Source organism: Aquirufa sp. OSTEICH-129A, from assembly GCF_054558355.1.
On the sequence record NZ_JBPXKC010000003.1, the window covers coordinates 453083 to 476010 of the forward strand.

Annotated in this window: 16 protein-coding genes, 1 tRNA gene and 2 rRNA genes; 9 read left to right on the plus strand and 10 right to left on the minus strand. The window is 39.2% G+C overall.

Features of this window, described 5'->3' with window-relative positions; all coding sequences use genetic code 11:
* Positions 1-10: 10 nt before the first annotated feature.
* Together SKC36_RS08410 and SKC36_RS08415 are read left to right on the plus strand one after the other, a co-directional pair.
* Positions 11-1642, plus strand: a complete 1632-nt coding sequence (locus tag SKC36_RS08410) for a TonB-dependent receptor (protein WP_459465595.1) — start codon at positions 11-13, stop codon at positions 1640-1642.
* Positions 1643-1680: 38 nt separating this feature from the next.
* Entirely contained in the window at positions 1681-2706 is a 1026-nt protein-coding gene (locus tag SKC36_RS08415) for an NAD(P)H-dependent glycerol-3-phosphate dehydrogenase (protein ID WP_459453252.1), read from the plus strand.
* Here SKC36_RS08415 and SKC36_RS08420 read toward each other — a convergent pair whose 3' ends face one another.
* The 5 genes from SKC36_RS08420 to SKC36_RS08440 all read right to left on the minus strand — a co-directional run bounded on the left by SKC36_RS08420 (position 2707) and on the right by SKC36_RS08440 (position 8363).
* Positions 2707-3099 carry an HIT family protein gene (locus SKC36_RS08420; RefSeq protein ID WP_459453251.1) on the minus strand — a complete coding sequence of 131 codons (393 nt, stop codon included), beginning with the start codon at positions 3097-3099 and terminating at the stop codon, positions 2707-2709.
* Between the two features lies 1 nt (position 3100).
* Entirely contained in the window at positions 3101-5062 is a 1962-nt protein-coding gene (locus SKC36_RS08425; protein WP_459453250.1) for a KUP/HAK/KT family potassium transporter, read from the minus strand.
* A 326-nt stretch (positions 5063-5388) separates the two neighbouring features.
* Entirely contained in the window at positions 5389-6249 is an 861-nt protein-coding gene (locus SKC36_RS08430; RefSeq protein ID WP_459465596.1) for a dienelactone hydrolase family protein, read from the minus strand.
* Between the two features lie 48 nt (positions 6250-6297).
* Complete coding sequence (locus SKC36_RS08435; RefSeq protein WP_459453248.1) at positions 6298-7671, minus strand: monooxygenase; 1374 nt, start codon at positions 7669-7671, stop codon at positions 6298-6300.
* The gene (locus tag SKC36_RS08440) at positions 7668-8363 is read right to left on the minus strand and encodes an AlbA family DNA-binding domain-containing protein (protein ID WP_459453247.1); all 696 of its coding nucleotides are present in this window, start codon (positions 8361-8363) and stop codon (positions 7668-7670) included. The genes SKC36_RS08435 and SKC36_RS08440 overlap by 4 nt, the downstream gene beginning before the upstream one ends.
* A gap of 127 nt (positions 8364-8490) precedes the next feature.
* Here SKC36_RS08440 and SKC36_RS08445 point away from each other — a divergent pair, with 127 nt between their 5' ends.
* The 3 genes from SKC36_RS08445 to SKC36_RS08455 are packed head-to-tail and all read left to right on the plus strand — an operon-like array spanning position 8491 to position 11388.
* Positions 8491-9183, plus strand: a complete 693-nt coding sequence (locus tag SKC36_RS08445) for a phosphoadenylyl-sulfate reductase (RefSeq protein WP_459465597.1) — start codon at positions 8491-8493, stop codon at positions 9181-9183.
* A 15-nt stretch (positions 9184-9198) separates the two neighbouring features.
* The gene (gene cysD / locus SKC36_RS08450) at positions 9199-10119 is read left to right on the plus strand and encodes a sulfate adenylyltransferase subunit CysD (protein ID WP_459453245.1); all 921 of its coding nucleotides are present in this window, start codon (positions 9199-9201) and stop codon (positions 10117-10119) included.
* 18 nt (positions 10120-10137) lie between these two features.
* Positions 10138-11388, plus strand: coding sequence for a sulfate adenylyltransferase subunit 1 (locus tag SKC36_RS08455; protein WP_459465598.1), 1251 nt, complete (start codon positions 10138-10140; stop codon positions 11386-11388).
* A gap of 2 nt (positions 11389-11390) precedes the next feature.
* Here SKC36_RS08455 and SKC36_RS08460 read toward each other — a convergent pair whose 3' ends face one another.
* Positions 11391-11837 (minus strand): sterol desaturase family protein, encoded by a 447-nt coding sequence (locus SKC36_RS08460; RefSeq protein ID WP_459465599.1) that lies wholly within the window; start codon positions 11835-11837, stop codon positions 11391-11393.
* Between the two features lie 117 nt (positions 11838-11954).
* On the opposite strand from SKC36_RS08460, the gene SKC36_RS08465 reads away from it, so the two are divergent.
* The 4 genes from SKC36_RS08465 to SKC36_RS08480 are packed head-to-tail and all read left to right on the plus strand — an operon-like array spanning position 11955 to position 17851.
* A complete protein-coding gene (locus SKC36_RS08465; protein WP_459465600.1) occupies positions 11955-14579 on the plus strand; it encodes a valine--tRNA ligase in 2625 nt (874 codons plus the stop codon).
* Positions 14580-15617 carry a gliding motility protein GldB-related protein gene (locus SKC36_RS08470; protein WP_459453241.1) on the plus strand — a complete coding sequence of 346 codons (1038 nt, stop codon included), beginning with the start codon at positions 14580-14582 and terminating at the stop codon, positions 15615-15617.
* Positions 15618-15621: 4 nt separating this feature from the next.
* Positions 15622-17421 carry an ABC transporter ATP-binding protein gene (locus tag SKC36_RS08475; protein ID WP_459465601.1) on the plus strand — a complete coding sequence of 600 codons (1800 nt, stop codon included), beginning with the start codon at positions 15622-15624 and terminating at the stop codon, positions 17419-17421.
* A gap of 4 nt (positions 17422-17425) precedes the next feature.
* Complete coding sequence (locus SKC36_RS08480) at positions 17426-17851, plus strand: Fur family transcriptional regulator (protein ID WP_459453239.1); 426 nt, start codon at positions 17426-17428, stop codon at positions 17849-17851.
* On the opposite strand, the gene SKC36_RS08485 is transcribed toward SKC36_RS08480, so the two are convergent.
* The 4 genes from SKC36_RS08485 to SKC36_RS08500 all read right to left on the minus strand — a co-directional run bounded on the left by SKC36_RS08485 (position 17848) and on the right by SKC36_RS08500 (position 22878).
* A complete protein-coding gene (locus SKC36_RS08485; RefSeq protein WP_459465602.1) occupies positions 17848-19293 on the minus strand; it encodes a Kelch repeat-containing protein in 1446 nt (481 codons plus the stop codon). The genes SKC36_RS08480 and SKC36_RS08485 overlap by 4 nt on opposite strands.
* A 327-nt stretch (positions 19294-19620) precedes the next feature.
* Positions 19621-19732, minus strand: a 5S ribosomal RNA gene (gene rrf / locus SKC36_RS08490).
* A 66-nt stretch (positions 19733-19798) separates the two neighbouring features.
* A 23S ribosomal RNA gene (locus SKC36_RS08495) occupies positions 19799-22629 on the minus strand.
* A gap of 172 nt (positions 22630-22801) precedes the next feature.
* Positions 22802-22878 (minus strand) — tRNA-Ala (locus SKC36_RS08500).
* Positions 22879-22928: the final 50 nt, after the last annotated feature.

Sequence of the window (22928 nt, forward strand, 5' to 3'; positions counted from 1 at the left end):
CATTGGCTTTATGGTAAAGACCGAAATGGCCTTGTCATTTGTTCCCCAAACGGCAGATACCATTCGTATTAATCGAGAAGTCAATTTAGGGGAATTAAAACTTTCCCAAGAGAAAATTAAATTACCCACTTTTCAGGATAAGAAAAGCAGCCAAAAGCCAGTGGATGTGCCCTTAAACTGGAGTAGCCAAGAGGAACATCCTTTGAAATGGTCTAAAATCAATCCGAGGGACGGGGAGATTTATGGATTGGATTCTCTGAATAACAACATAATTAGGGTAGGTGCCGGAAATTTTGGATATACCTATTTGAATTTAAATCTGAATAAAGCAGATCAAAGATTAGGCTTTTATTTATCCCATGATGCCTATGCGGAAGGGCCTGTGGCTGATATCTTTTCAAGAAAAAAATTGAACAATGTCAAAGTCTGGAGTCGCTCTCGAGCAGATAGCAAACTAGAATTGGAGACGCATGCCGCTTATTCCCAACTGGGAACTAATTACTACGGTTTTGAACCCGGACAAAAAATCCCAAGTTTCCGTGATCAGCGATTAGTGTACGATACCTATAACTTTTTCGGAAAATTTGGCACTAATATCCCCCGATCAACCTTTGATTTTAATGCTAGCCTAGATGTCTCAAGGATAAGTAATCTGAGTGAAGTCAGCGAATTAACTAGCAATGGCTCCTTCTATTCTAAGATAAAATTAAAGTCCAACTCATTCATCAACTTAAGTGGGGAAATGATACTCTCAGAATACAAAACTCCTGCTCTGACCCTGACGAGGAGTTTTTCTAGGCTTAGACCTTTTTATACTTATTCTAATTACTTTGTAACCGTTTCAGCAGGAGCCCATTTCTTACAAGAAACAAGTGACGGCCCTGAACCAGCTAAGACAAGCTTTTTCCCTCAATTTTTAATCGACTTTTCAAGCCTAGACTATATCCATTTTTTTGCTGGATTAGGTGGAGATGTGCAATTCAATACTTATGCCAATTTTGTGAAACAAAATCCATGGGTTTCTCCTACTATTTTATTGAAAAACTCATCTCAAGTAGGTAACCTTTATGCTGGAATTAAAGGTACCAACCGTACCGATAAAGATAAAGCAGGAGATATTGATTTTGAATTTAAGATTGCTTATTCAGAATATACAGATTTACCCATCATTACTAATGCTGCATCAGATCCTACCCAATTCGTATTAAGTTATGTTGGTGGCTTAAAAAAGGTTCAGGTCACTACCTTCTCAGGAAATTTTGACCTACAAATAAGTCGATCCATCAAAAGTGCGGTCCGATTTAATTATGATAGCTACGAATCCTTAGGAGATTTGGAGAAAGCATTTCATAGGCCTGCCTGGAAGATAAATTGGAATGGGACCATCCTATTAGGTAACAAACTTTCTCTTATTCCTACCATAGAATACATTAATGGATTATATGCTTGGAGTCCAAAGGATTCAAAGGCCATAGCCATGGCCGAGATTTTTGATTTAAATTGTCATATCAATTTCAAGTTCAATGATAAAGTAGCTCTAGGAGTTAATTTGAATAATTTATTGAACAGAAATTTCCAACGCTACCTGAATTATCCTAGCCTAGGTTATAATTTTGGAGGAGTACTGACATATTCCTTTTAAACTAAACTCATTCCATCTTTTTAAATTAATTTTGTGCTATGAGTCAAATCGAGGAACTAAAGAAAAAAATCCCTACCCACATCACGGTATTGGGAGGGGGAAGTTGGGCAACAGCTCTAGTCAAAATCTTATCCGAAAATCAGGTTAAAATCAAGTGGTGGATTCGAAGAAAATCGGACGTAGACTTTATCAGAAAATACAACCATAATCCTAGTTATTTAACCGATGTAGCCATAAATCCGCGGAAAGTAAAGACATACCACAAAATGTCTGATGCTTTGAATGGAGTAGAATACATCATTTTGGCAGTTCCCGCAGCTTTTATTCCAAGTACGCTAAAGGACCTAAATAAAAAGCATTTTGAAGGCAAAAAAGTAGTCTCAGCTATCAAAGGTATGATACCTGATGAAAACATGTTGGTTACTGACTGGATAGAACGCGAATTCAACCTGCCTTTGGGGCAAACCTGTGTGATCGCTGGACCATGTCATGCAGAAGAAGTAGCTTTAGAAAAACAATCTTACCTGACAATTGCATCTCCCAATTTGGCTTTAGCTCAGACTTTTTCTAACCTCCTAAATAGTCGTTTTTTACAATCTCATGCTATTGAAGATTTATACGGAGTGGAGTATTGCGCCGTTATCAAAAATATCATAGCCATGGCCTGCGGTATTACGCGAGGATTAGGTTTTGGTGATAACTTCCAAGCTGTCTTGGTTAGTAATGCCATGCAAGAAATTAAACTTTTCTTGGATGCGGTATATCCTGAAACAAACCGCGATTTAAATAGCTCTGGATATTTGGGCGACTTATTGGTGACCGCCTATTCGCAGTTTTCCAGAAATAGAACCTTTGGAAATATGATTGGAAGAGGGTATTCTGTTAAATCTGCTCAGATTGAGATGAATATGATTGCAGAAGGATATTATGCTGTGAGAAGTATTTACCATATATCAAGACAACATAACATCCACCTACCGATCATTGAGGCAGTATATGCCATTGTATACGAAAAAGCGAATCCTCAATTAGAGATGAACAAATTGAAGGGCTTTCTCAAGTAATTACAAAAACGAACGAATCTGTTCGGCCGTTTTTGCCAAGGAATCCTGACTAACTTGTAGCTTAGCTTGCGTGAAATTCAAATCGTTGGCTGTGTTCATAGGTACTAAATGTACGTGCGCGTGAGGCACTTCCAAACCAATAACTGCAATACCTATGCGCTTACATGGAATAGCCTTTCTGATGGCTGGGGCTACACTTTGAGCAAATTTCATCAGGTCACCCAACATATCTGGTGACAGATCAAAAATATAGTCAATCTCTTGCTTTGGCACTACCAAGACATGCCCTTCTACCAAAGGCATTACATCCAAAAATGCTAAAAAATGCTCATTCTCAGCTATTTTGTGACATGGAATTTCTCCTGAAATAATTTTGCTAAATATTGTACTCATATTAGTCTATACGTCTCAAATTACACTTTGAAATAGGTTTGATGATTAATGGTACTTTTTCTAATTTCACCGCATCACTATCTAAACCAAACCATTTATCTTCCGAATTCATGAACTGTTTTAAGAAGAAATAAAACTTCATAACCAATCTGTCCATCAGAGGTAATTCATTATCAAAGGACAAGAATTTCTCCAATACAACAAAACGGAAATCACCAATCACATTTTGCTCATTTAAGGATTTATAACGAGAGGTAATATCCACCTCTCCTCGGGCAACCATTTCCTCAACTACTTTTCTAAAGTATAAATTGATTCTTTGTTCCACCCGAAAACCCAATTTAAAATTCACTTTAATGATATCATCTGGTTCTATCACCGTTACCTTATAATCCATGGTATATGGTTCATCTAGTGTATCTACGTGTACAAACCAGTAAATATCTGCTCGTTTAGGTCTGCGTTGAAAGATGGAATAGATAATCTTAGATTCAATGTCAGAAACTCGCCCTGCATTCGACATAAAGACCAAATGTGTGGCATATTTTGGTATGGTTTCATCTCGACTAAGTTCCTTCAAAGGTTCTACGTAATCAGATAATTTTTCATATTCCGTCAAGTCTTTCTTAATACGTGTAGCTCTAAACCACACATACATAACCAATAAAATCACCCCAGCTATAAACAAGGAAACATAACCCCCATGCGAGAATTTCTGCAAGTTGGCCACTAGAAATGCTCCCTCTAAGGAAATATAAACGACTAAAAATAGGAGTATCCACCACATGTCGACTTTCTTAATGTGAAGGTAATAAGCCATCAGTGAGGTCGTCATTAACATGGTTAAGGTAATCGCTAGACCATAGGCTGCTTCCATGTTAGATGATTCTTTGAACCAAAGTACCACACCTACACAACCCATCCATAAAAAGATATTAATGGAGGGCACATACAATTGTCCCTTTTGATCTGAAGGATAAATCAAGCGAACTTTTGGCCAGAAATTCAAGCGAATAGCTTCCGAAATCAAGGTAAAAGAACCAGAAATCAAGGCTTGGCTAGCAATGACAGCCGCAGCCGTAGCGATACAAATACCTGTGAATAAGAATTCTCTAGGCAGTAATTCGAAAATAGGTTTTCTACCATCCAATAACATTCCTTGATGATGCAATAACCAAGCCCCTTGTCCGAAATATTGCAATAACAGAGCAATTTTAACAAAAATCCAACTGATTCGGATATTTTCACGACCGCAATGACCTAAATCTGAATACAGTGCTTCCGCCCCTGTAGTACATAAAAATACGGCTCCTAAAGTCCAAAAACCAGCTGTCCCGGCTTGATGAGTTGTCAAAAGTTCCCATGCATAATGCGGTGATACGGCTCTCAAAATACTCCAGTCATTCTCAATCCACATTAAACCTGTAAAGGCCAACATACTAAACCAAAGCAACATAATAGGGCCAAATAACTTACCCACTACCTTGGTTCCTAAAATTTGGAAAATAAATAAAGCCGTTAATATGACGATTACGATGGGAACTGTATCCGTCACATAGGGTAGTCCTTCTTTTGTTTTCAACATTTTTAAACCTTCCACAGCCGAGGAAACCGAAATGGGGGGCGTAATAATTCCATCGGCCAATAAAGTGGCTCCACCAATGATGGCTGGTAAGGTTAACCATTTAGCATGACGGCGAACTAAAGCAAATAGGGCAAAAATACCCCCTTCTCCTTTGTTGTCTGCACGCAAGATTAAAATTACATACTTGAGGGTAGTTTGAAGGGTCAATGTCCAAAAAATACAGGACAATCCTCCCAATATCATCAGCTCATTGATAGGGTCATTTCCTATGATGGCCTGCATAACATACAAAGGAGATGTCCCAATATCTCCGTAGATGATACCCATAGCTACCAGCAGACCAGCTGCCGTAACAGTATTTTTGTGTTTTTGTTCCATTATAATGTGTGGGAGCGTAAATGTATTACCAATCGAATGTGTTTATCGTAAGAATGCAATAATTGCAAAAAATTGTACTATTATCTGTTGGTTTCTTGAAATATTTCAAGAAACGGCAGCAAATATACCTTCAATTTTCATATAAAAAACAGCTATTTTTTATTTTCTTATAATTGATGTAAAAAATTGATTTATAGCTCCTAATTGCCACATATTCAGAACAAAAAAAAATTGCTTATCAGGTTACCCAGCTAATTTTTCGTGTCTAATCCTCTTCCAATACTATGGATAAAAAAAGGGAAGCACACTGCTTCCCTTCTGTATGATTATTTCAATGTTTGGTCAAAAAGACCCATGGTTCTTGACCAAGCTAATTTGGCCACTTCAGCATTATACCGAGCTGGGGAAGAATCATTATTAAATGCATGTTGAGCTCCCTCATAAACAAAGATTTGATAATCCTTTTTATTGGCCTTTAATGCCTCCTCAAAAGCAGGAATGCCGGCATTAATTCGCTCATCTAAACCAGCATATTGCAGCATTAACTTAGCTTTTATCTTGGGAACATCGGCTGCTTCAGCCTGTCGACCATAATAGGCCACGGCCGCATTTAATTCAGGATCCATAACGGCCATGGAGTTCACCATGCCTCCACCCCAACAAAATCCTACTACCCCTGTTTTCTTATTACTGTTTTTCAACCCTCTCAAATAATCTAAACCACTTTTTATGTTTTCTAGATTTTGAACTGCATCCAATTTGGCAAATAAGGCTCGTCCTTCATCCTCATTGGCTGGCGTTCCACCAAAGGGAGATAAGGCATCTATACCTAAAGCAATGTAGCCTGCCTTGGCAATGCGACGGGTTACATCCTTGATGTGGGGAGTTAATCCTCTATTTTCATGAATGACTAACACGGCGCCCAGTTTTCCCTTGGAAAGTTTTGGTTGGACTAAATAACCTTTCATGGTGCAATTTTTAGCAGGATAAGAAATATCCTCCATCAATAAATCTGCATCTTGAACCGACACTTGATTGGCCATGGCATAATTGCCTTCTAACATCGGCAAAATAGCTAAAGCAGCGGCTGTGCCCCCCGCTAATTTGCTCAATTTCGCTATAAACACTTCCCGTTTTAATGGTTTGTGGGTGTACTCATCAAACAGGTTAATAATTTTCTGATCCATAAAATTTTAATTTAAGCATGTGAGTGAAATTGTATCTAGGGCTCTGTCTTAAAGTGCGTAGTAATATCCAAAAATAATGTTCATCTCATCTTCTGAGGTTAAACCAAATCGAATGGTACGGTTGGTATTATTTTCATAAGTAACCACCGAAGTTAATCCTTCTCCTGCCTTTAACTCTATCACCTTGGGGAAATTAATAACTGTAGGATGGGCCCAGTCGGTACTTTCATAAATAACCTCCCCATTTCGGGCTCCACCTTTGATTTTAATCTGAAATAATTTTCCCCACTGGTGGGTATGCGAGGTCAATGAGACAATGGCCACGGCCTTGTCAAATGTAAAATCTTTTGAAATAACCGTTTTTTGGTTGGGGGCGATGGTTAAGTTGGTATTATTGAAATCAATCATTTGTACCACTTTTTTCACCTGTTCAGGCTTAACCGTGTACAAATTCACATAATTTTCCCCAAAAATGACTTCATTCGTTTTGTTAAAATAATGTGGATTCAAATCAATGGAGCTATTGGCTGGTAGCATCAAGGCTGTTCCTTCAGGAAAGGAATAATCCGAATTCGGATCTGTCCCTCCACCTAAAAAAATATGATTTTGCATTTGCAAAAAGGTAAACACATTAATGCTATTGTCACTGTTTCGCAAATCTCTCACCTCGTTTAAATTGGGTAAAACTTGCTTATTTTGGAAATCATATAAAACCATGTGGTGACTATTAGGTCTGGATTTTAATTTGATTCGAGAAATATAAACAGGCGCCGCATTATTTAATGGTTTTCGAACAAAAAGCTCCCGCTCAAAATTAGGTGCTATGGAGAACTTCTCAACCTTCAATTGAATTCCTTCTTTGCCTTCTACCGATGGTTCACTCAAAGGACTAAATTCTGAACTAACAGCATAACTAGGAGTCGTATCATCCAATAGTTTGGCATCAGCCACTTCCCCTTTTTCAGGAGCTCCTGCTTCTATCCAATTTTGAATAAATTTCAACTGCCCAACCGACAAAGGCTTGCCGCCCAATGGCATAGGCACACCGTAATCAATGCTGGAATGATGTGCTGCATCCCAATTTAATTTATGGTATAATAAACTTTGTGTGGATTGAAATTTTGTAACTCTCAAAATCTTATTGAGTACGGCATTAGGGTTTTTTGCTGTCACTCCTACAAGTTGTGAATAGGCCGCGGATTTAGCCAAAACTAAGCCATGCTGGGCAAAAGAAGCATCCGTTGCCGCCAAATGGCACCCCGCAGTAGCACAGCTTGGCGTAAAAATACGATCTTGAATTAAGTCAAAAGAAGAGATGATGGAACCCGAAGGATTGGGGGATAACTCAGGTTCCACTGCCTGTTTACTACAAGCAGAAAAAAGCAAACTTAAAACAATAAGTATCCGATAGTTAGTTTTCATCGTAAGGTATAAATATCATATACTTCTCCAGGCAAAATGCGTAATACTCTTGCCAGAACTAAAAGTACCAATTTCCTAGAAGCAAGCCATAAAGGCAAAGATTGCTTCTCAGCAAACAAAGCTAATGTAATCTGTTGATTTTCATGCAAATACTCCATTAACCATTTTTCAGATGCTCCAAAACTAAACTGAATTCCCTCCTCATGCTCCCTTCGTAAAATTTGTTTCATTTCTTTACTTGCCTGAACAGTCCGGTCCTTGATTCGAACATAACATTTTGGCTGAGGCTCGTCTGATAATTGGACCATGTGCGGTTTATCAATACTAGGGAAAATATGGTATACCAAAACAGCTCTATGGGCATCTATTTCTACTCGGTAATTGGTATATGTAAAGACTGGAAAACAATATTTTTCAATGGCACGATCCAGCAGAAATTGCTCTTCGTCAACAAATTTGACACCTTGAACCTGACCTTCATCACTTACTCCTACCAATAAAATCCCGCCGTCTGTATTAGCAAAGGCCACCATTTCCTTGACAATTTTCTCGGGAAATTTCACCTTCATTTTAAATTCCAATCGCTGACCTTCTCCCTGCTTAGCCAAATTTTTTATAGCTTTCAAGTCCAAAAAAGGAGATTTTTCTTCCTCCATTCCCTCATTCCACCAAATCTCTGAGCCTTGATGCATCCTTTGTCGTTTATCGTTATGAATTTACAAAAGATTTATTTCCCAAATATGAAGTCTTGTAAATCTTTTTAAATTCAAGTATAGTAATTCAATAGACATTATGTATTTTTGTGAAAATTTTAAGAGTATGGATATTTCAAGCATTGAAAAAACCTTATTAAATCTACCTCTAGAAGAACGGTTGCGGGTATTGTCTCAATTATTCGCTGAGGAGAAAATGGTATTTTCTACATCTTTTGGACAAGAAGATCAAGCCATATTATATGCCATTGCTAGTCAGTCACTTCCTATTCAAATATTCACTTTAGACACGGGAAGGCAATTTCAGGAGTCATATGAATTAATGGATTTGACGACGAGAAAATATCAAATTACGATTGATACATTTTTCCCAAATACTCACTCTGTTGAAAAACTAGTTACGGAAAAAGGCTTTAATTCCTTTTACAGCTCAGTAGAGAATAGAAAAGAATGCTGCTTTATTCGTAAATTGGAACCATTATCCCGAGCTTTGCAGGGTGCGAAGGTTTGGATAACAGGTTTACGCGCAGAACAATCTGAAAATAGGGCCAATATGCCGATTGTGGAATGGGATGAGCAAAGACAATTATTCAAAATTAACCCATTGATTGATTGGACATTCGATGAATTAAATCAATATTTAGTAGACCATAAAATACCACAAAATCCCTTACACAAAAAAGGATTTATCTCCATTGGTTGTGCGCCTTGTACGCGGGCCATAGCGGAAGGTGAACATCCTAGAGCCGGCAGGTGGTGGTGGGAAAACTCCCAAAAAGAATGTGGTTTACACGCCTAATACAAGACGCATTTTATGACAAATTCAACCATTAAAGACAAAATAGGGCAGTTTCCAAGAAAATTGGAGGATGAGTCTATTTATATCATGAGAGAGGTAGCTGCTCAATTTGAGCGCCCTGCTTTGCTATTTTCTGGAGGTAAAGATTCTATCACGCTAGTTAGATTAGCCCAAAAGGCCTTTTTCCCAGGAAAAATACCCTTCCCTTTAGTACACATTGATACGGGACATAACTTTCCCGAAACCATAGAATTTAGAGATTGGCTAGCTAAAGAAACGGGGGCTGAACTCATAGTCCGTTATGTACAAGATTCCATTAATCAAGGAAAAGCTAAGGAAGAAACAGGTAAATATGCCTCTCGCAATGTACTTCAAACGGTCACTTTATTGGATACCATCGAAGAATTTAAATTTGATGCTTGTATTGGAGGAGCGAGAAGAGACGAAGAAAAAGCTAGGGCAAAAGAACGCATTTTCTCCGTTCGGGATGATTTCGGACAGTGGGATGCCAAAAGACAAAGACCCGAATTATTTGATATGCTTAACGGACGCATTGCCGTAGGTGAAAATGTTCGTGTTTTTCCTATCTCAAACTGGACAGAATTGGATGTTTGGAATTACATTAAGGAAGAAAAAATGGAAATCCCAAGTATTTACTTCTCGCATCAAAGACAGGTCATTGAACGGGATGGTATGCTTTGGGCCGACTCGGAATACTTGAATAAAGAAGCCGATGAAATTCCTTTTGAAGCTACTGTTCGTTTTAGAACGGTAGGAGATATGACTTGCACCGCGGCTGTTGAATCAGATGCGGTTGAAATAGATGTCATCATCGAAGAGATTTTGTCTGCCGAAATCTCAGAACGCGGTGCTCGTATCGACGATAAACGCTCCGAAGCCGCCATGGAAAAAAGAAAGCAACAGGGATATTTTTAACAGGAGAGAGAAAGGAATATGGATATTTTACGCATAGCTACTGCAGGCTCTGTAGATGACGGAAAAAGCACATTGATTGGTCGTTTATTGTATGAAACCAATTCAATTACTAAAGATAAAATTGAAGCCTTAGAAAGTGCTTCTAAAAGAAAAGGTTTGGATTTTTTGGACCTTTCTTTATTAACAGATGGATTAATTGCGGAAAGAGAACAAGGTATTACCATTGATGTAGCCCACATCTATTTCTCTACGCCAACTCGTAAATACATCATTGCGGATACACCTGGCCACGTAGAATACACACGCAACATGGTTACTGGGGCTTCTAATGCCAAAGTATCACTAATATTGGTAGATGCTCGCCAAGGTCTTGTAGAACAAACGGCTCGTCACTTATCCATTGCTGCTTTATTACGAATTCCAAAGGTGATTATTTGTGTCAATAAAATGGATTTGGTTCAATATGACCAAGCCAAATTTGAGGCCATTAAAGCTAGTCTCACCTCCCTAGTGGCTCAAACTACCTTTGAGGGACAAGCCGTAAACTTTTTACCAATATCCTCTTTATTTGGTCAAAATATCACTCAAGCAGCCGATAAAATGCCATGGTATCAAGGAAATACTTTGTTAGGAGAATTAGAGGCATTTGAATTTGCCGAAAGTCTGGCACATGCTCCTGCTCGTTTTCCTGTTCAATGGGTGATTCGCCCAAAAACAGAAGAATATCATGATTACCGCGGATATGCTGGCAAAATAAGCTCTGGTACTTTCCGAGTAGGTGATGTCATTAGAGCATTACCTACCGGTCAAGAAAGTACCATCGCTTCCATTGAAAAATTTGGAGAGCCATTAGACCATGCGGTCGCTGGAGATTCTGTGGTTATTACCTTGACTACTGACGTCGATATTTCCCGTGGAAATTCTTTGGTTTTAGCTTCTGATGCCCAAGCTCCACAGTTGAAAGATTTTGCAGCCCATATTTGTTGGTTAGACCACCAAGCCTTGAGTCCTGGTAAAACCTACCTTTTACAGCATGGGGTAAATCTTACCAAAGCCAAAATTTCACAAATTACAGAAAGATTGGACGTGGTAGCACAAACGTCTAGCCAAAATGTAGATTCATTAAAACTAAATGAAATTGGCGGCATACAATTGCGTACCGCGCAGCCAATTATGGCCGATGTTTATGCCCAAAATCCATCCAATGGAGCATTTATTTTAATAGATGAATTTTCTAACTCAACGGTCGGAGTAGGTTTCGTTAAATAAACCTATTCATATTTTTTGGGGGCGTACAAGAAACCAAAAGCTTCTGCGCCCTCTTTTTCATGCACCTCATGGTGCACATAATGGGCTTTAATCAAGCGTTTTAGGTAGGTATTTTTGGTCTTAAATTTGACTTTGATTCGTCGATGTACGATGATATCATGAAATACAAAATAGCATAAACCATAAGTCGCAATTCCTAAACCTATCCACAATAAGGGCCTGAAAGCTTCTATTTCAGCACCAATGATGATGGTCAAGGTGGATAAGATCCCAAATACCACCGAAAACAAATCGTTTTTTTCCAAGACGTTTTTATGGTGGACATGGTGCGACTGGTGCCAATTCCACATGATTCCGTGCATGATGTATTTATGGGTAAACCAGGCCATTCCCTCCATCAATAAAAAAGTCCCTAGCCAAAGTAATATTTCCATGATTTCTGTTTTCATTTTCAACCGAAATTACATCGAATTGTTTTAAAATTCCACCTTCCTCTTTGAGCTAAATCAATTATCTTTGTAGGCTATAATGAAACCGTAGCTAGAATACGGCAAGAACTTTCCTTTATGATTGACAAAAATTACGCCCCGCAAGAAATAGAGCAAAAATGGTATGCCTTTTGGTTAGAGAATAAATTATTCGCTTCCAAACCTGACCCAAATAAAGAGGCATATACCATTGTCATCCCCCCTCCCAACGTAACGGGAGTTTTGCACATGGGCCATATGTTGAATAATACCATTCAAGATGTTTTGATTCGTAAGGCTAGGATGGAAGGGAAAGAGGCTTGCTGGGTTCCAGGTACTGACCATGCTTCCATTGCGACAGAGGCCAAAGTGGTGGCCATGCTCAAAGAAAAAGGAATTGAGAAAAAGGATATTAGTCGCGAAGAATTCCTAAAATATGCCTTTGAATGGAAGGATAAATATGGTGGAATTATCTTAGATCAGTTAAAAAAATTAGGTGCTTCCTGTGATTGGGACCGTACTCGGTTCACCATGGAACCTAAATTATATGAAGCGGTAATTGATACCTTTGTTCGATTATATAACAAAGGTTTGATTTACCGTGGCGTTAGAATGGTCAATTGGGACCCGCAAGGAAAAACAGCTCTTTCTGACGAAGAAGTTATTTACAAGGATGTTCAAGCTAAATTATACCATATCCAATATCCCTTGGTAGATGGTTCTGGGCACGTGACCATTGCCACGACCCGTCCAGAAACCATCATGGCAGATGCCGCTATCTGTGTAAATCCAAGCGATGAACGTTATTTGGCCCTACATGGTAAAAAGGTTTTCATTCCTTTAATCAATCGTGAAATCAGTATTATTCCTGATGAATATGTTAGTACTGACTTTGGAACGGGTTGCTTAAAAGTTACACCTGCTCATGATTTGAATGATTATGAATTAGGGATTAAGCATAAATTACCCGTGATTGATATCATTGATGACAACGGTGCCTTGAATGAAAAAGCTGTGTTATTTGTGGGTGTCGATCGTTTTGAAGCCAGAAAACGTATAGTAAAACAATTAACAGAGGAAGGGTATTTGATTCAAACGGAGGAATATAAATCTACTATTGGTACTTCAGAACGTACAGGTGCGGTGATCGAACCGAAGCTTTCTTTACAATGGTTTTTAAAAATGGAGGAGATGGCCAAGCCTGCTTTGGAAAATGTCATGAATGACAATATCCAATTGCATCCAGCCAAATTCAAAAATACCTACCGTTCTTGGATGGAAAATGTACATGATTGGTGTATATCTAGACAATTATGGTGGGGCCAACAAATCCCTGCATTTTACCTTCAAGATGGTACCTTGATTGTGGCAAAGGATAAAAAAGAAGCTTTGCGCATTGCCCGAGATAAATACCAATTATTTGCCTTGGTGGAAGATGATTTAACCCAAGACCCTGATGTATTGGATACTTGGTTCTCTTCTTGGCTATGGCCAATTTCTGTTTTTGACGGCATTGAAAATCCGGATAATGAAGAAATTAACTATTACTACCCGACCAACGATTTAGTAACTGGACCCGATATTTTATTCTTCTGGGTTGCACGAATGATCATGGCAGGATATGAATGGAGGGGCGAATTGCCTTTTAGAAATGTTTATTTGACGGGTATTGTTCGAGATAAACAAGGCAGAAAAATGTCTAAGTCTTTGGGCAATTCTCCGGATCCTTTGGAATTGATTGAGAAATTTGGAGCAGATGGAGTTCGCTCGGGTTTACTATTCTCTGCCCCTGCTGGAAACGATTTATTGTTTGATGATAAATTATGTGAGCAAGGCAGAAATTTCTCTAATAAAATTTGGAATGCCTTCCGCTTATTAAAAGGCTTGGAAGTAAAAGAAGGTCAATCATTACCTGAACATGTTTTAGCAAGCGAATGGTTTGAGTCCAAATTATCTCAAACGATCTTGGATGTACAGGATCATTTTCAAAAATTCCGTATTTCAGATGCTTTATTAAGCATTTACAATTTAGTGTGGGATGATTATTGCGCTAAATATTTGGAGATAATTAAGCCTCCTTATCAAAGCCCTATCGCTTCAGAAACATTAAATACTGCCTTGGGCTTGTTTGATCAATTGATGCGTTTATTACATCCTTATATGCCGTTTATTACAGAAGAAATATGGCAAAATATGGAGGATAGAAAAGAAGGAGCCAGTATTTGTAAAGCTGAATTTCCGCAAGCAAAAACAGTTCAAACGTCAATCATTGCTCAATTTGATGCCATGTTTGAGATTGTCACTAAAATCCGAGAGATTAGAAATACTAAGCAAATTTCGCCTAAAATGGCACTTAGTTTATGCATCAAATCAGACCAAGCGAGCGCCTATGATGCCATTAATCCTATCTTGATTAAGTTGGCTAATTTGGAATCGGTTTCATTCATTCAGGAATCTATGGCAGAGGCACAAACATTTGTGGTCAAATCTGATCAGTTTTTTGTTCCTCTAGCCAACGATGAAGACCCTGCGGTATTAAAAGAAGAATCAGAAAAAGAGTTGATTTACTTAGAAGGCTTCAAAAAATCAGTAGAGGCAAAATTAGCCAATGAAAAATTCGTTCAACATGCAAAAGCTGATTTGGTAGAACGAGAAAGACAGAAGCTTTCTGACGCTGAAAATAAAATCAAATCATTGAAAGAATTAATAGCCCGTTTAAGCTAAATGAAAATCACCAGCTGCTATGTAGGACTTTTCGGCATATTACTTCTTCCCCTTTTTTTTGGATCCTGTACCAAAACGGAGGAAAGAAAAGAAAGTAAGCCCAAGACTACAGTTATCCGCTTGGATATTCAACGACTAGATCGAGCCATAGCGAATAGCGAGAATGCTCAAGAAATAGACAGCATCCTTCAAAAACACCCTGAAGTGTTACAAGCTTACTTTTCCGTTGGAACAAATCGTTCTTTGGAAATAGCTAAAAACTTCTATTCCCTCTTCCAAAATCCTGCCTTGCGCAAGTTTTATGATCAAAGTCAACAAGAGGCATTTTTTGGAGCTCAGGTTCTGGAAAAGGAATTACAGTCTGCCTTTCAGGAAATAAAAAATGAATTTCCTCAAGCAAAAATCCCTAAAATCAGAACCGTATTTACAGGATTTGGCGCTATTGGAAATTTCAAGTCAGAGCATTTAGTCGTGAGTGATAGCTTAATTATCATTGGCTTGGATTATTTCATGGGTAAAAAAGGCTTGTACTTACCTCAAAATGTATATGATTATCAGTTAAGGCGACTGGAACCCAGGGCACTTGTGGGGCAAATATTATTATTGTATTCTGCCTATTTCAATAAGCACATGGCTGAAAATGCCACCATGTTAAGTGATATGATCTGGTATGGTAAAAGTTATGCTTTTGCTAAAAAAATGGCTCCAGCCTTGGCTGATAGTTTATTGTTTGGATATACCCAGAAAGAATTAACAGAATCTGACATGTTCCAACAAGAAATTTGGGAACATTTTATCGATCAATCCTTGTTGTACAAGCAAGATGAATTTACCAAAGCCAAGTATTTGGGGGAAAGACCTAAAACCGTAGAAATTGGTCCGGCATGTCCAGGTTCCATTGGTCGTTGGCTTGGTTGGAAAATCATTGATGCTTATCAAACAAATCATCCACAAGAAAGTTTGGCAACAGTAATGGCAAAACCTGATGCCAATCAATTATTCCAAGCCTCAGGATATAGAGGCAAAGCGAAAGAATAAACATATGGCAAAGAGACACGAGAAATTTGGAGCAGGAGCAGATCCTAAAGATGCCAGAAAAGTCAATAAAGAAGGAATTCGCAAAGCACTTCGCATTTATAAATTTATTTTACCCTATAAATGGACATTCATAACAGGAATGTTCTTTTTGTTTTTTTCTAACTTAACTACCTTAAGTTTCCCACTATTAATTGGTGAGATGACTAAAGTGATGGAAGGGAAATCACAATTTTCTATCAATCAAGTCACCATTTTCTTCTTTTCCATCCTAGTCATTCAGGCGGTTTTATCCTTTTTCAGAATTTATACCTTTGCTCAAGTTTCTGAAAAGGCCATGAGGGATGTAAGGCAACATCTTTACACGAAAATCATCACACTCCCAATTTTTCAATTTGAAAAGCGCCGCGTGGGGGAAATGATGAGTCGAATTACCTCTGATATCACACAGCTTCAAGACGTACTATCAATAACCTTAGCTGAGTTTTTTAGGCAAATATTCACCTTGGTCGGGGGTATCGCCTTGATTACCTACATCTCTTGGAAACTAACCTTATTCATGTTGGCCACATTTCCTGTTTTAGTCATTGCGGCCTTAGTATTTGGAAGGTATATACGTAAAGTTTCAAAAAAATCTCAAGACGAATTAGCTTCCACTAACATCATTGTAGAGGAAACTTTCCAATCCATTCAAGCTGTCAAATCTTTCACAAATGAAAAATGGGAAGTTAATCGTTACACACAATCCTTAAATTTGGTAGTAGATCAGGCTTTAAAAGCAGCAACCTTCCGTGGGGGATTTGTTAGCTTTATCATTTTTGCCCTGTTTGGAGGAATCGTTGGAGTTGTTTGGTATGGAGCCCAATTAGTTTCATCTGGAGATTTAATCTTGGCGGAATTATTGACTTTTATTTTTTATACGGCCTTCATCGGCGGATCTGTGGGTGGCCTTGGGGATATTTATGCTCAGCTTCAAAAAACCATTGGAGCATCAGAAAGGATCTTAGAAATTCTGGACGACCATTCGGAAATAAATATAGAAAAAGAATCTATCGAAGAAATTCCTTTTGGAAAGATTGAGGTTAATGATTTGCATTTTACCTATCCTGGTAGACCGAATGTCCCAATTTTAAAGGGAATCAATTTCACCATTCAACCAGGTGAAAAAGTAGCCATTGTGGGTAGCTCAGGTACGGGAAAATCAACTTTGGCTCAATTGTTCATGCGCTTTTACGAACCAAATTCAGGTAATATTCTATTGAATGGACAAGATATTCAAGGCTTTATTGTAAGCGATTGGCGAAAATTAGTCGCCCTGGTTCCGCAAGAGGTTTTATTATTTGGGGGAAGTATTCGAGAAAACATCGCTTATGGTAAGCCGGGTGCTAGTAAAGAAGAAATTGAAAAAGCGGCAGAATTAGCCTTTGCGAAACAATTCATTGAATCCTTTCCTGAAAAATGGGATACCTTGGTTGGAGAAAGAGGAGTTAAGTTATCTGGAGGACAAAGGCAACGCATAGCCATTGCTCGAGCCATTTTGAAAAATCCTAAATTTCTTCTTTTGGATGAGGCTACTAGTGCTTTAGATTCAGAATCAGAAAAATGGGTACAATCTGCTTTGGAAGAATTAATGAAAAACCGTACAAGTTTAATCATTGCCCATCGCTTGTCTACCATACGCTCGGCTGATAAAATCATTGTGATGCAGGAGGGACAAATTGTGGAGACAGGAAATCATGAGGAATTGATGAACTTGAAGGATGGAATTTATCAAAAAATGGTCAAATTGCAGTCTGATCATGTCTAATTAAATGGAGCATAAAGCACTTAGTTTATCTGATTTTGATTTACGTCCTACACCTTGTAGAATTGAGGTCTTAGGCTTATTGCAATCACATGATTATGCATTAAGTCAGGGAGATATTGAACAAGAATTGAGCAGCCAATTTGATCGCGTAACTGTGTATCGTACGCTAAAGACTTTCTTGAGCCAAGGCCTAATCCATAAGGTATTAGATGATATTGGAGGTATCAAATATGCGCTCTGTAAGGAGCTTTGTCATCAAGGAGGACATGCACATCAACATGATCATGTACATTTCAAATGTGACCAATGTGGTCAAACTACCTGTTTAGAATTAGTTCATATTCCTAGTATAAAACTACCAGCAAATTTTACCAAAAAAGAGAGCAATTTATTGATTCAAGGAATTTGCAATTTGTGCAATCAACCTTAAAAAGATACCTTCTTGCGCAGGAGTTCGAAGCAATTTGGATTTATCTTATACCGCTTTTGTCTTCTATCCTCTTCTGAATTCTCCCGAATAATACTGTTCCTCTCGCCAGTTAACAAAGTAAGCGTTTGGTTCACTTGATTAATCATAGCACTTCGACGATACCTTTGCGTATCAAAAGCCAAGTTTTCAATTTCTAAAATACGGTTAACCTCTTCGATGGCTAAACCACCTTGACTTTGATTATCCAAAATAGATTGAAGAAGACGTAAAGAAGTGGGGTCCATATCCAACTTCACTTCTTGCATGATAGATAAATTTATTTCCTTATTGGTCCGTTTAGGGACCAATCTTTTTAAAACATAAATAAGGACCAATGCTAGTATTATTAAGACAATGCCATAAAACCAATCCGTTTGATACCAAGGTAAGTCGGTCAATAAACCAATGAAAGTTGCATTTTTAGCTATATCATCAAAATTCAATAAAATAAAACTATCATTAGACTTTGGATTAGCGTTTTGTAGAACGGTTAACAACCAAGGTCCATTCGTAAACATACTTGGGTTTTGGGGCTGAGAAGCACCTAAAGCTATTCGAGCATATTTAAGTTCAAGATCATTGTATTCAAAAATTTCAAGGGTTCTTGGGTTAACAAAATAATATTGGTGTATACCATTTTTGTTGGTAGATGGTTCAAAAACAAAATATTTACCGGTATAGAATAAATGTTGGCGATCTTCGTAACTAAATTCATCCAAAATTTGCTTGAATTTTGGATGAGTGATTTCTCCCAATTTCTTCCAAGCTTTAGTAAAAAAGGAAAATTGGTAAATGCTTTGATCCAAATTCAAACTACCATATTCCATACTTACATCGGTTGAGTAATTGGAAAAAGAAATAATCTCATCTTTTTCAGGAAGATAAGTTACAAAGCCATGGTACATTCCTTTAGGCGATTGGCCATTGGAATTAACCGCTTCCCATTCTTTGGTTTTTTTATCAAAAAAAATCAAATGATTATTGGTTCTCCAAAAACCATACCCCCCAATTGAATAAATTACATCCCCTCTAAAAAAACGATAAGCTTTACAATTATCACCACGGTAATAGGTATCATCTTGTCGTTTTATTTGAAAATCAGTTAAATCAACTACATAAACTTGATTCGTACATTCTTGAAATATATGTAAACGATTGGTATTCTTCTTTTGAATAACAGCCAATTCGCCTGTTTTCATAATATCTGCTTGATAAGTAGAATCCGACGTTAAGCTATGGTAAAAAACCCAATTAGAAGTAGAATCCAGCCGAGCAATTTCCTTTCTAATTAAATCAACTCGATACACCTTATGGTCTACATTATTCAGGAAATAGGCATATTGATTTGCTTTGACTGAAGCAGGCCAAATAAGAAAAATAAGAAAAAGCCGAAGAAACTTCATACAACAAATGTATTAAATAAATAAAAATAGCCTTGATTTGAATTGATTAAAAGGTAAGAAATTATTAAATCTAGACAACAGATTGCTTTACAAGGGAAATATTCATGATAATTGGTGGTAAATACTTTAATTGAATTATTCTTATTTAAACTGGCTATTTGACCTGCCCCTGCGGAACATATCGAACAGCACGACATCTAAACACTAATCACAAACCACTAATCACTATTATTCTACATTCTCCATTCTCCATTCTACATTCTTCATTCTACATTCTTTTCTGGCATAAAAAAAGCCCACTAGAACCTAGCGGGCTTGATAATAATAACTTGGAGCTTACTTACTTTCCCGGGTTTGATCCCAGTATCATCAGCGGTGCGGGGCTTAACTTCTCTGTTCGAGATGGGAAGAGGTGAACACCCGTCCTATCGGCTCCATAAATCTTGCAAGGCTTAGCCTTTTTCCATATTGTGAGATAAAATAAACAGTCGTTGCATTTTTTTATAAAAGTAAGCTTTCGGGTAATTAGTACTACTCGACTTTGACATTACTGCCTTTACATCTGTAGCCTATCGACCGTGTCGTCTACACGGACCCTTCATGGAATACTCATCTTCAGGTCAGTTTCGCACTTAGATGCTTTCAGCGCTTATCTGGTCCCGACGTGGCTACTCAGCTATGCCCTTGGCAGAACAACTGATATACCAGCGGTCAGTCCAACTCGGTCCTCTCGTACTAAAGTCAGAACCTGTCAATATTCCTACGCCCACAACAGATAGGGACCGAACTGTCTCACGACGTTCTGAACCCAGCTCGCGTGCCACTTTAATCGGCGAACAGCCGAACCCTTGGGACCTTCTCCAGCCCCAGGATGTGACGAGCCGACATCGAGGTGCCAAACCTCCCCGTCGATGTGAGCTCTTGGGGGAGATCAGCCTGTTATCCCCAGAGTACCTTTTATCCTTTGAGCGATGGCTGTTCCATACTAAACCACCGGATCACTATATCCTACTTTCGTACCTGATCGACTTGTCGGTCTCACAGTCAAGCTCCCTTTTGCTATTGCACTCTACGCACGGTTACCAAGCGTGCTGAGGGAACCTTTGAAAGCCTCCGTTACTCTTTTGGAGGCGACCACCCCAGTCAAACTACCCACCAAGCAATGTCTCCCATTCAGGGATTAGAATTCCAGTACAAGAAGGGTGGTATTTCAACGTTGGCTCCCCGATGCCTAGCGACACCGGCTCACAGCCTCCCACCTATCCTACACATCCAGTACCAAAACTCAATGCTAAGCTATAGTAAAGGTTCATGGGGTCTTTCCGTCCCGTTGCGGGTAAACGGCATCTTCACCGTTACTACAATTTCACCGAGCTCACGGCTGAGACAGTGCCCAGATCGTTACACCATTCGTGCAGGTCGGAACTTACCCGACAAGGAATTTCGCTACCTTAGGACCGTTATAGTTACGGCCGCCGTTTACTGGGGCTTCAGTTCAATGCTTCGCCTTGCAGCTAACATCCCCCCTTAACCTTCCAGCACCGGGCAGGTGTCAGGCCTTATACGTCATCTTTCGATTTTGCAAAGCCATGTGTTTTTGTTAAACAGTCGCCTGGGCCATTTCTCTGCGGCCTCGATTACTCGAGGCTCCCTTTATCCCGAAGTTACAGGGTTAATTTGCCGAGTTCCTTAGCCGTGATTCACTCGAGCGCCTTAGAATATTCTTCTCGACCACCTGTGTCGGTTTACGGTACGGGTTACTTATTAGTTATACACGCCTAGACTTTTCTTGGAAGATCACTCGCTACACTCGTTTTGGCATTGCTGCCGCCTCTCAAAGACACTATTCCGTCAGTATCTGGTAACCCATTCTCTCCGTCATCTATTTGCCCAATAAGTAAGTACAGGAATATTAACCTGTTGTGCATTAGGTTGTCGCTCTCGCTAGACCCTTAGCCCCCGACTAACCCTCAGTTGATTAGCATAGCTGAGGAAACCTTAGTCTTTCGGCGTGAGGGTTTCTCGCCCTCATTATCGTTACTCATGCCTACATTTGCTTTTCTGATCGCTCCAGCCAAGCTTGTCGCTCAACCTTCGCCGCAATCAGAATGCTCCCCTACCAGTATATAAATATAATCCAAAGCTTCGGTACTTTACTTGATGCCCGTTTATTATCGATGCCCGCCTCGCTCGACCAGTGAGCTGTTACGCACTCTTTAAATGAATAGCTGCTTCCAAGCTAACATCCTGGCTGTCACTGCAATCAGACTTCCTTAGTTCAACTTAGTAAAGATTTTGGGACCTTAGCTGTTGGTCTGGGTTCTTTCCCTCTCGGATTGGGACCTTAGCACCCCAACCCTCACTCCCGGGTATATTTTAAGCCATTCAGAGTTCGTCAGGATTTGGTAGGATTTGACTCCCCCTAGTCCTATCGGTAGCTTTACCTGCTTAAAACTTGACCCCGAGGCTGTTCCTAAAAACATTTCGGGGAGTACGAGCTATTTCTCAGTTTGATTGGCCTTTCACCCCTACCCACAAGTCATCCAAATACTTTTCAACGTAAACTGGTTCGGTCCTCCACTCCGTTTTACCGGAGCTTCAACCTGCTCATGGGTAGATCACAAAGTTTCGCGTCTACTCCCACTGACTAAGCGCCCTATTCAGACTCGCTTTCGCTCCGGCTGCTCACATCTATGTGATTAACCTCGCCAGTGAAAGTAACTCGTAGGCTCATTATGCAAAAGGCACGCCGTCACCCCACGAAAGGGCTCCGACCGCTTGTAAGCGTATGGTTTCAGGGTCTTTTCACCCCCTTACTCAGGGTACTTTTCACCTTTCCTTCACAGTACTCGTTCACTATCGGTCTCTTGGTAGTATTTAGCCTTACCGGATGGTGCCGGCAGATTCAAAGGGGATTTCTCCAGTCCCCCCCTACTCAGGATACTCCTACAATAACATAAACTTACCAATACAGGGCTCTCACCTTCTACGGCCCGCCTTCCCAGACAGTTCTCGTTCATTTATATCATCGATATCGAAGTCCTACAACCCCAGTCTTGCCGCAACAACACTGGTTTGGGCTAATCCGCGTTCGCTCGCCACTACTTACGGAATCACTTTTGTTTTCTCTTCCTCTGCTTACTTAGATGTTTCAGTTCAGCAGGTTTGCCTTCTATTTAAATAGAATACTAGATCTTCAATCTAGTGGGTTGCCCCATTCGGAAATCTTCGGATTAATGGTCTTGTGCACCTCCCCGAAGCTTATCGCAGCTTAACACGTCCTTCGTCGCCTCCAAGAGCCTAGGCATCCCCCATACGCCCTTATTTCACTTACTCTCTAATATCTTCATGCCCGAAGGCAATCGCTATCTATTTTTGCTCTTACTCTTTACTTTATTCTCACAATATGTCAAAGAACCTTGTGTAAACTTCCATGAATAAATTCATTTGGTCTACATCGTTTCCCTTATGTTCTACTTCCGTTGAAGTAGGAGGGAGGATAATTAATTGGTGGAGAATAACGGATTCGAACCGTTGACCCCCTGCGTGCAAGGCAGGTGCTCTAGCCAGCTGAGCTAATCCCCCAATTTTAATTGGGTTTTAATGTTAATCTCTTCATTCATTAGACTCGTTAG

Coding starts and splice junctions, on each gene's coding strand:
- cysD (WP_459453245.1), top strand. CDS start 9,199: ATGACAAATTCAACCATTAAAGACAAAATAGGGCAGTTTCCAAGAAAA.
- SKC36_RS08415 (WP_459453252.1), top strand. CDS start 1,681: ATGAGTCAAATCGAGGAACTAAAGAAAAAAATCCCTACCCACATCACG.
- SKC36_RS08420 (WP_459453251.1), bottom strand. CDS start 3,099: ATGAGTACAATATTTAGCAAAATTATTTCAGGAGAAATTCCATGTCAC.
- SKC36_RS08410 (WP_459465595.1), top strand. CDS start 11: ATGGTAAAGACCGAAATGGCCTTGTCATTTGTTCCCCAAACGGCAGAT.
- SKC36_RS08465 (WP_459465600.1), top strand. CDS start 11,955: ATGATTGACAAAAATTACGCCCCGCAAGAAATAGAGCAAAAATGGTAT.
- SKC36_RS08485 (WP_459465602.1), bottom strand. CDS start 19,293: ATGAAGTTTCTTCGGCTTTTTCTTATTTTTCTTATTTGGCCTGCTTCA.
- SKC36_RS08445 (WP_459465597.1), top strand. CDS start 8,491: ATGGATATTTCAAGCATTGAAAAAACCTTATTAAATCTACCTCTAGAA.
- SKC36_RS08470 (WP_459453241.1), top strand. CDS start 14,580: ATGAAAATCACCAGCTGCTATGTAGGACTTTTCGGCATATTACTTCTT.
- SKC36_RS08430 (WP_459465596.1), bottom strand. CDS start 6,249: ATGGATCAGAAAATTATTAACCTGTTTGATGAGTACACCCACAAACCA.
- SKC36_RS08455 (WP_459465598.1), top strand. CDS start 10,138: ATGGATATTTTACGCATAGCTACTGCAGGCTCTGTAGATGACGGAAAA.
- SKC36_RS08435 (WP_459453248.1), bottom strand. CDS start 7,671: ATGAAAACTAACTATCGGATACTTATTGTTTTAAGTTTGCTTTTTTCT.
- SKC36_RS08475 (WP_459465601.1), top strand. CDS start 15,622: ATGGCAAAGAGACACGAGAAATTTGGAGCAGGAGCAGATCCTAAAGAT.
- SKC36_RS08460 (WP_459465599.1), bottom strand. CDS start 11,837: ATGAAAACAGAAATCATGGAAATATTACTTTGGCTAGGGACTTTTTTA.
- SKC36_RS08440 (WP_459453247.1), bottom strand. CDS start 8,363: ATGCATCAAGGCTCAGAGATTTGGTGGAATGAGGGAATGGAGGAAGAA.
- SKC36_RS08425 (WP_459453250.1), bottom strand. CDS start 5,062: ATGGAACAAAAACACAAAAATACTGTTACGGCAGCTGGTCTGCTGGTA.
- SKC36_RS08480 (WP_459453239.1), top strand. CDS start 17,426: ATGGAGCATAAAGCACTTAGTTTATCTGATTTTGATTTACGTCCTACA.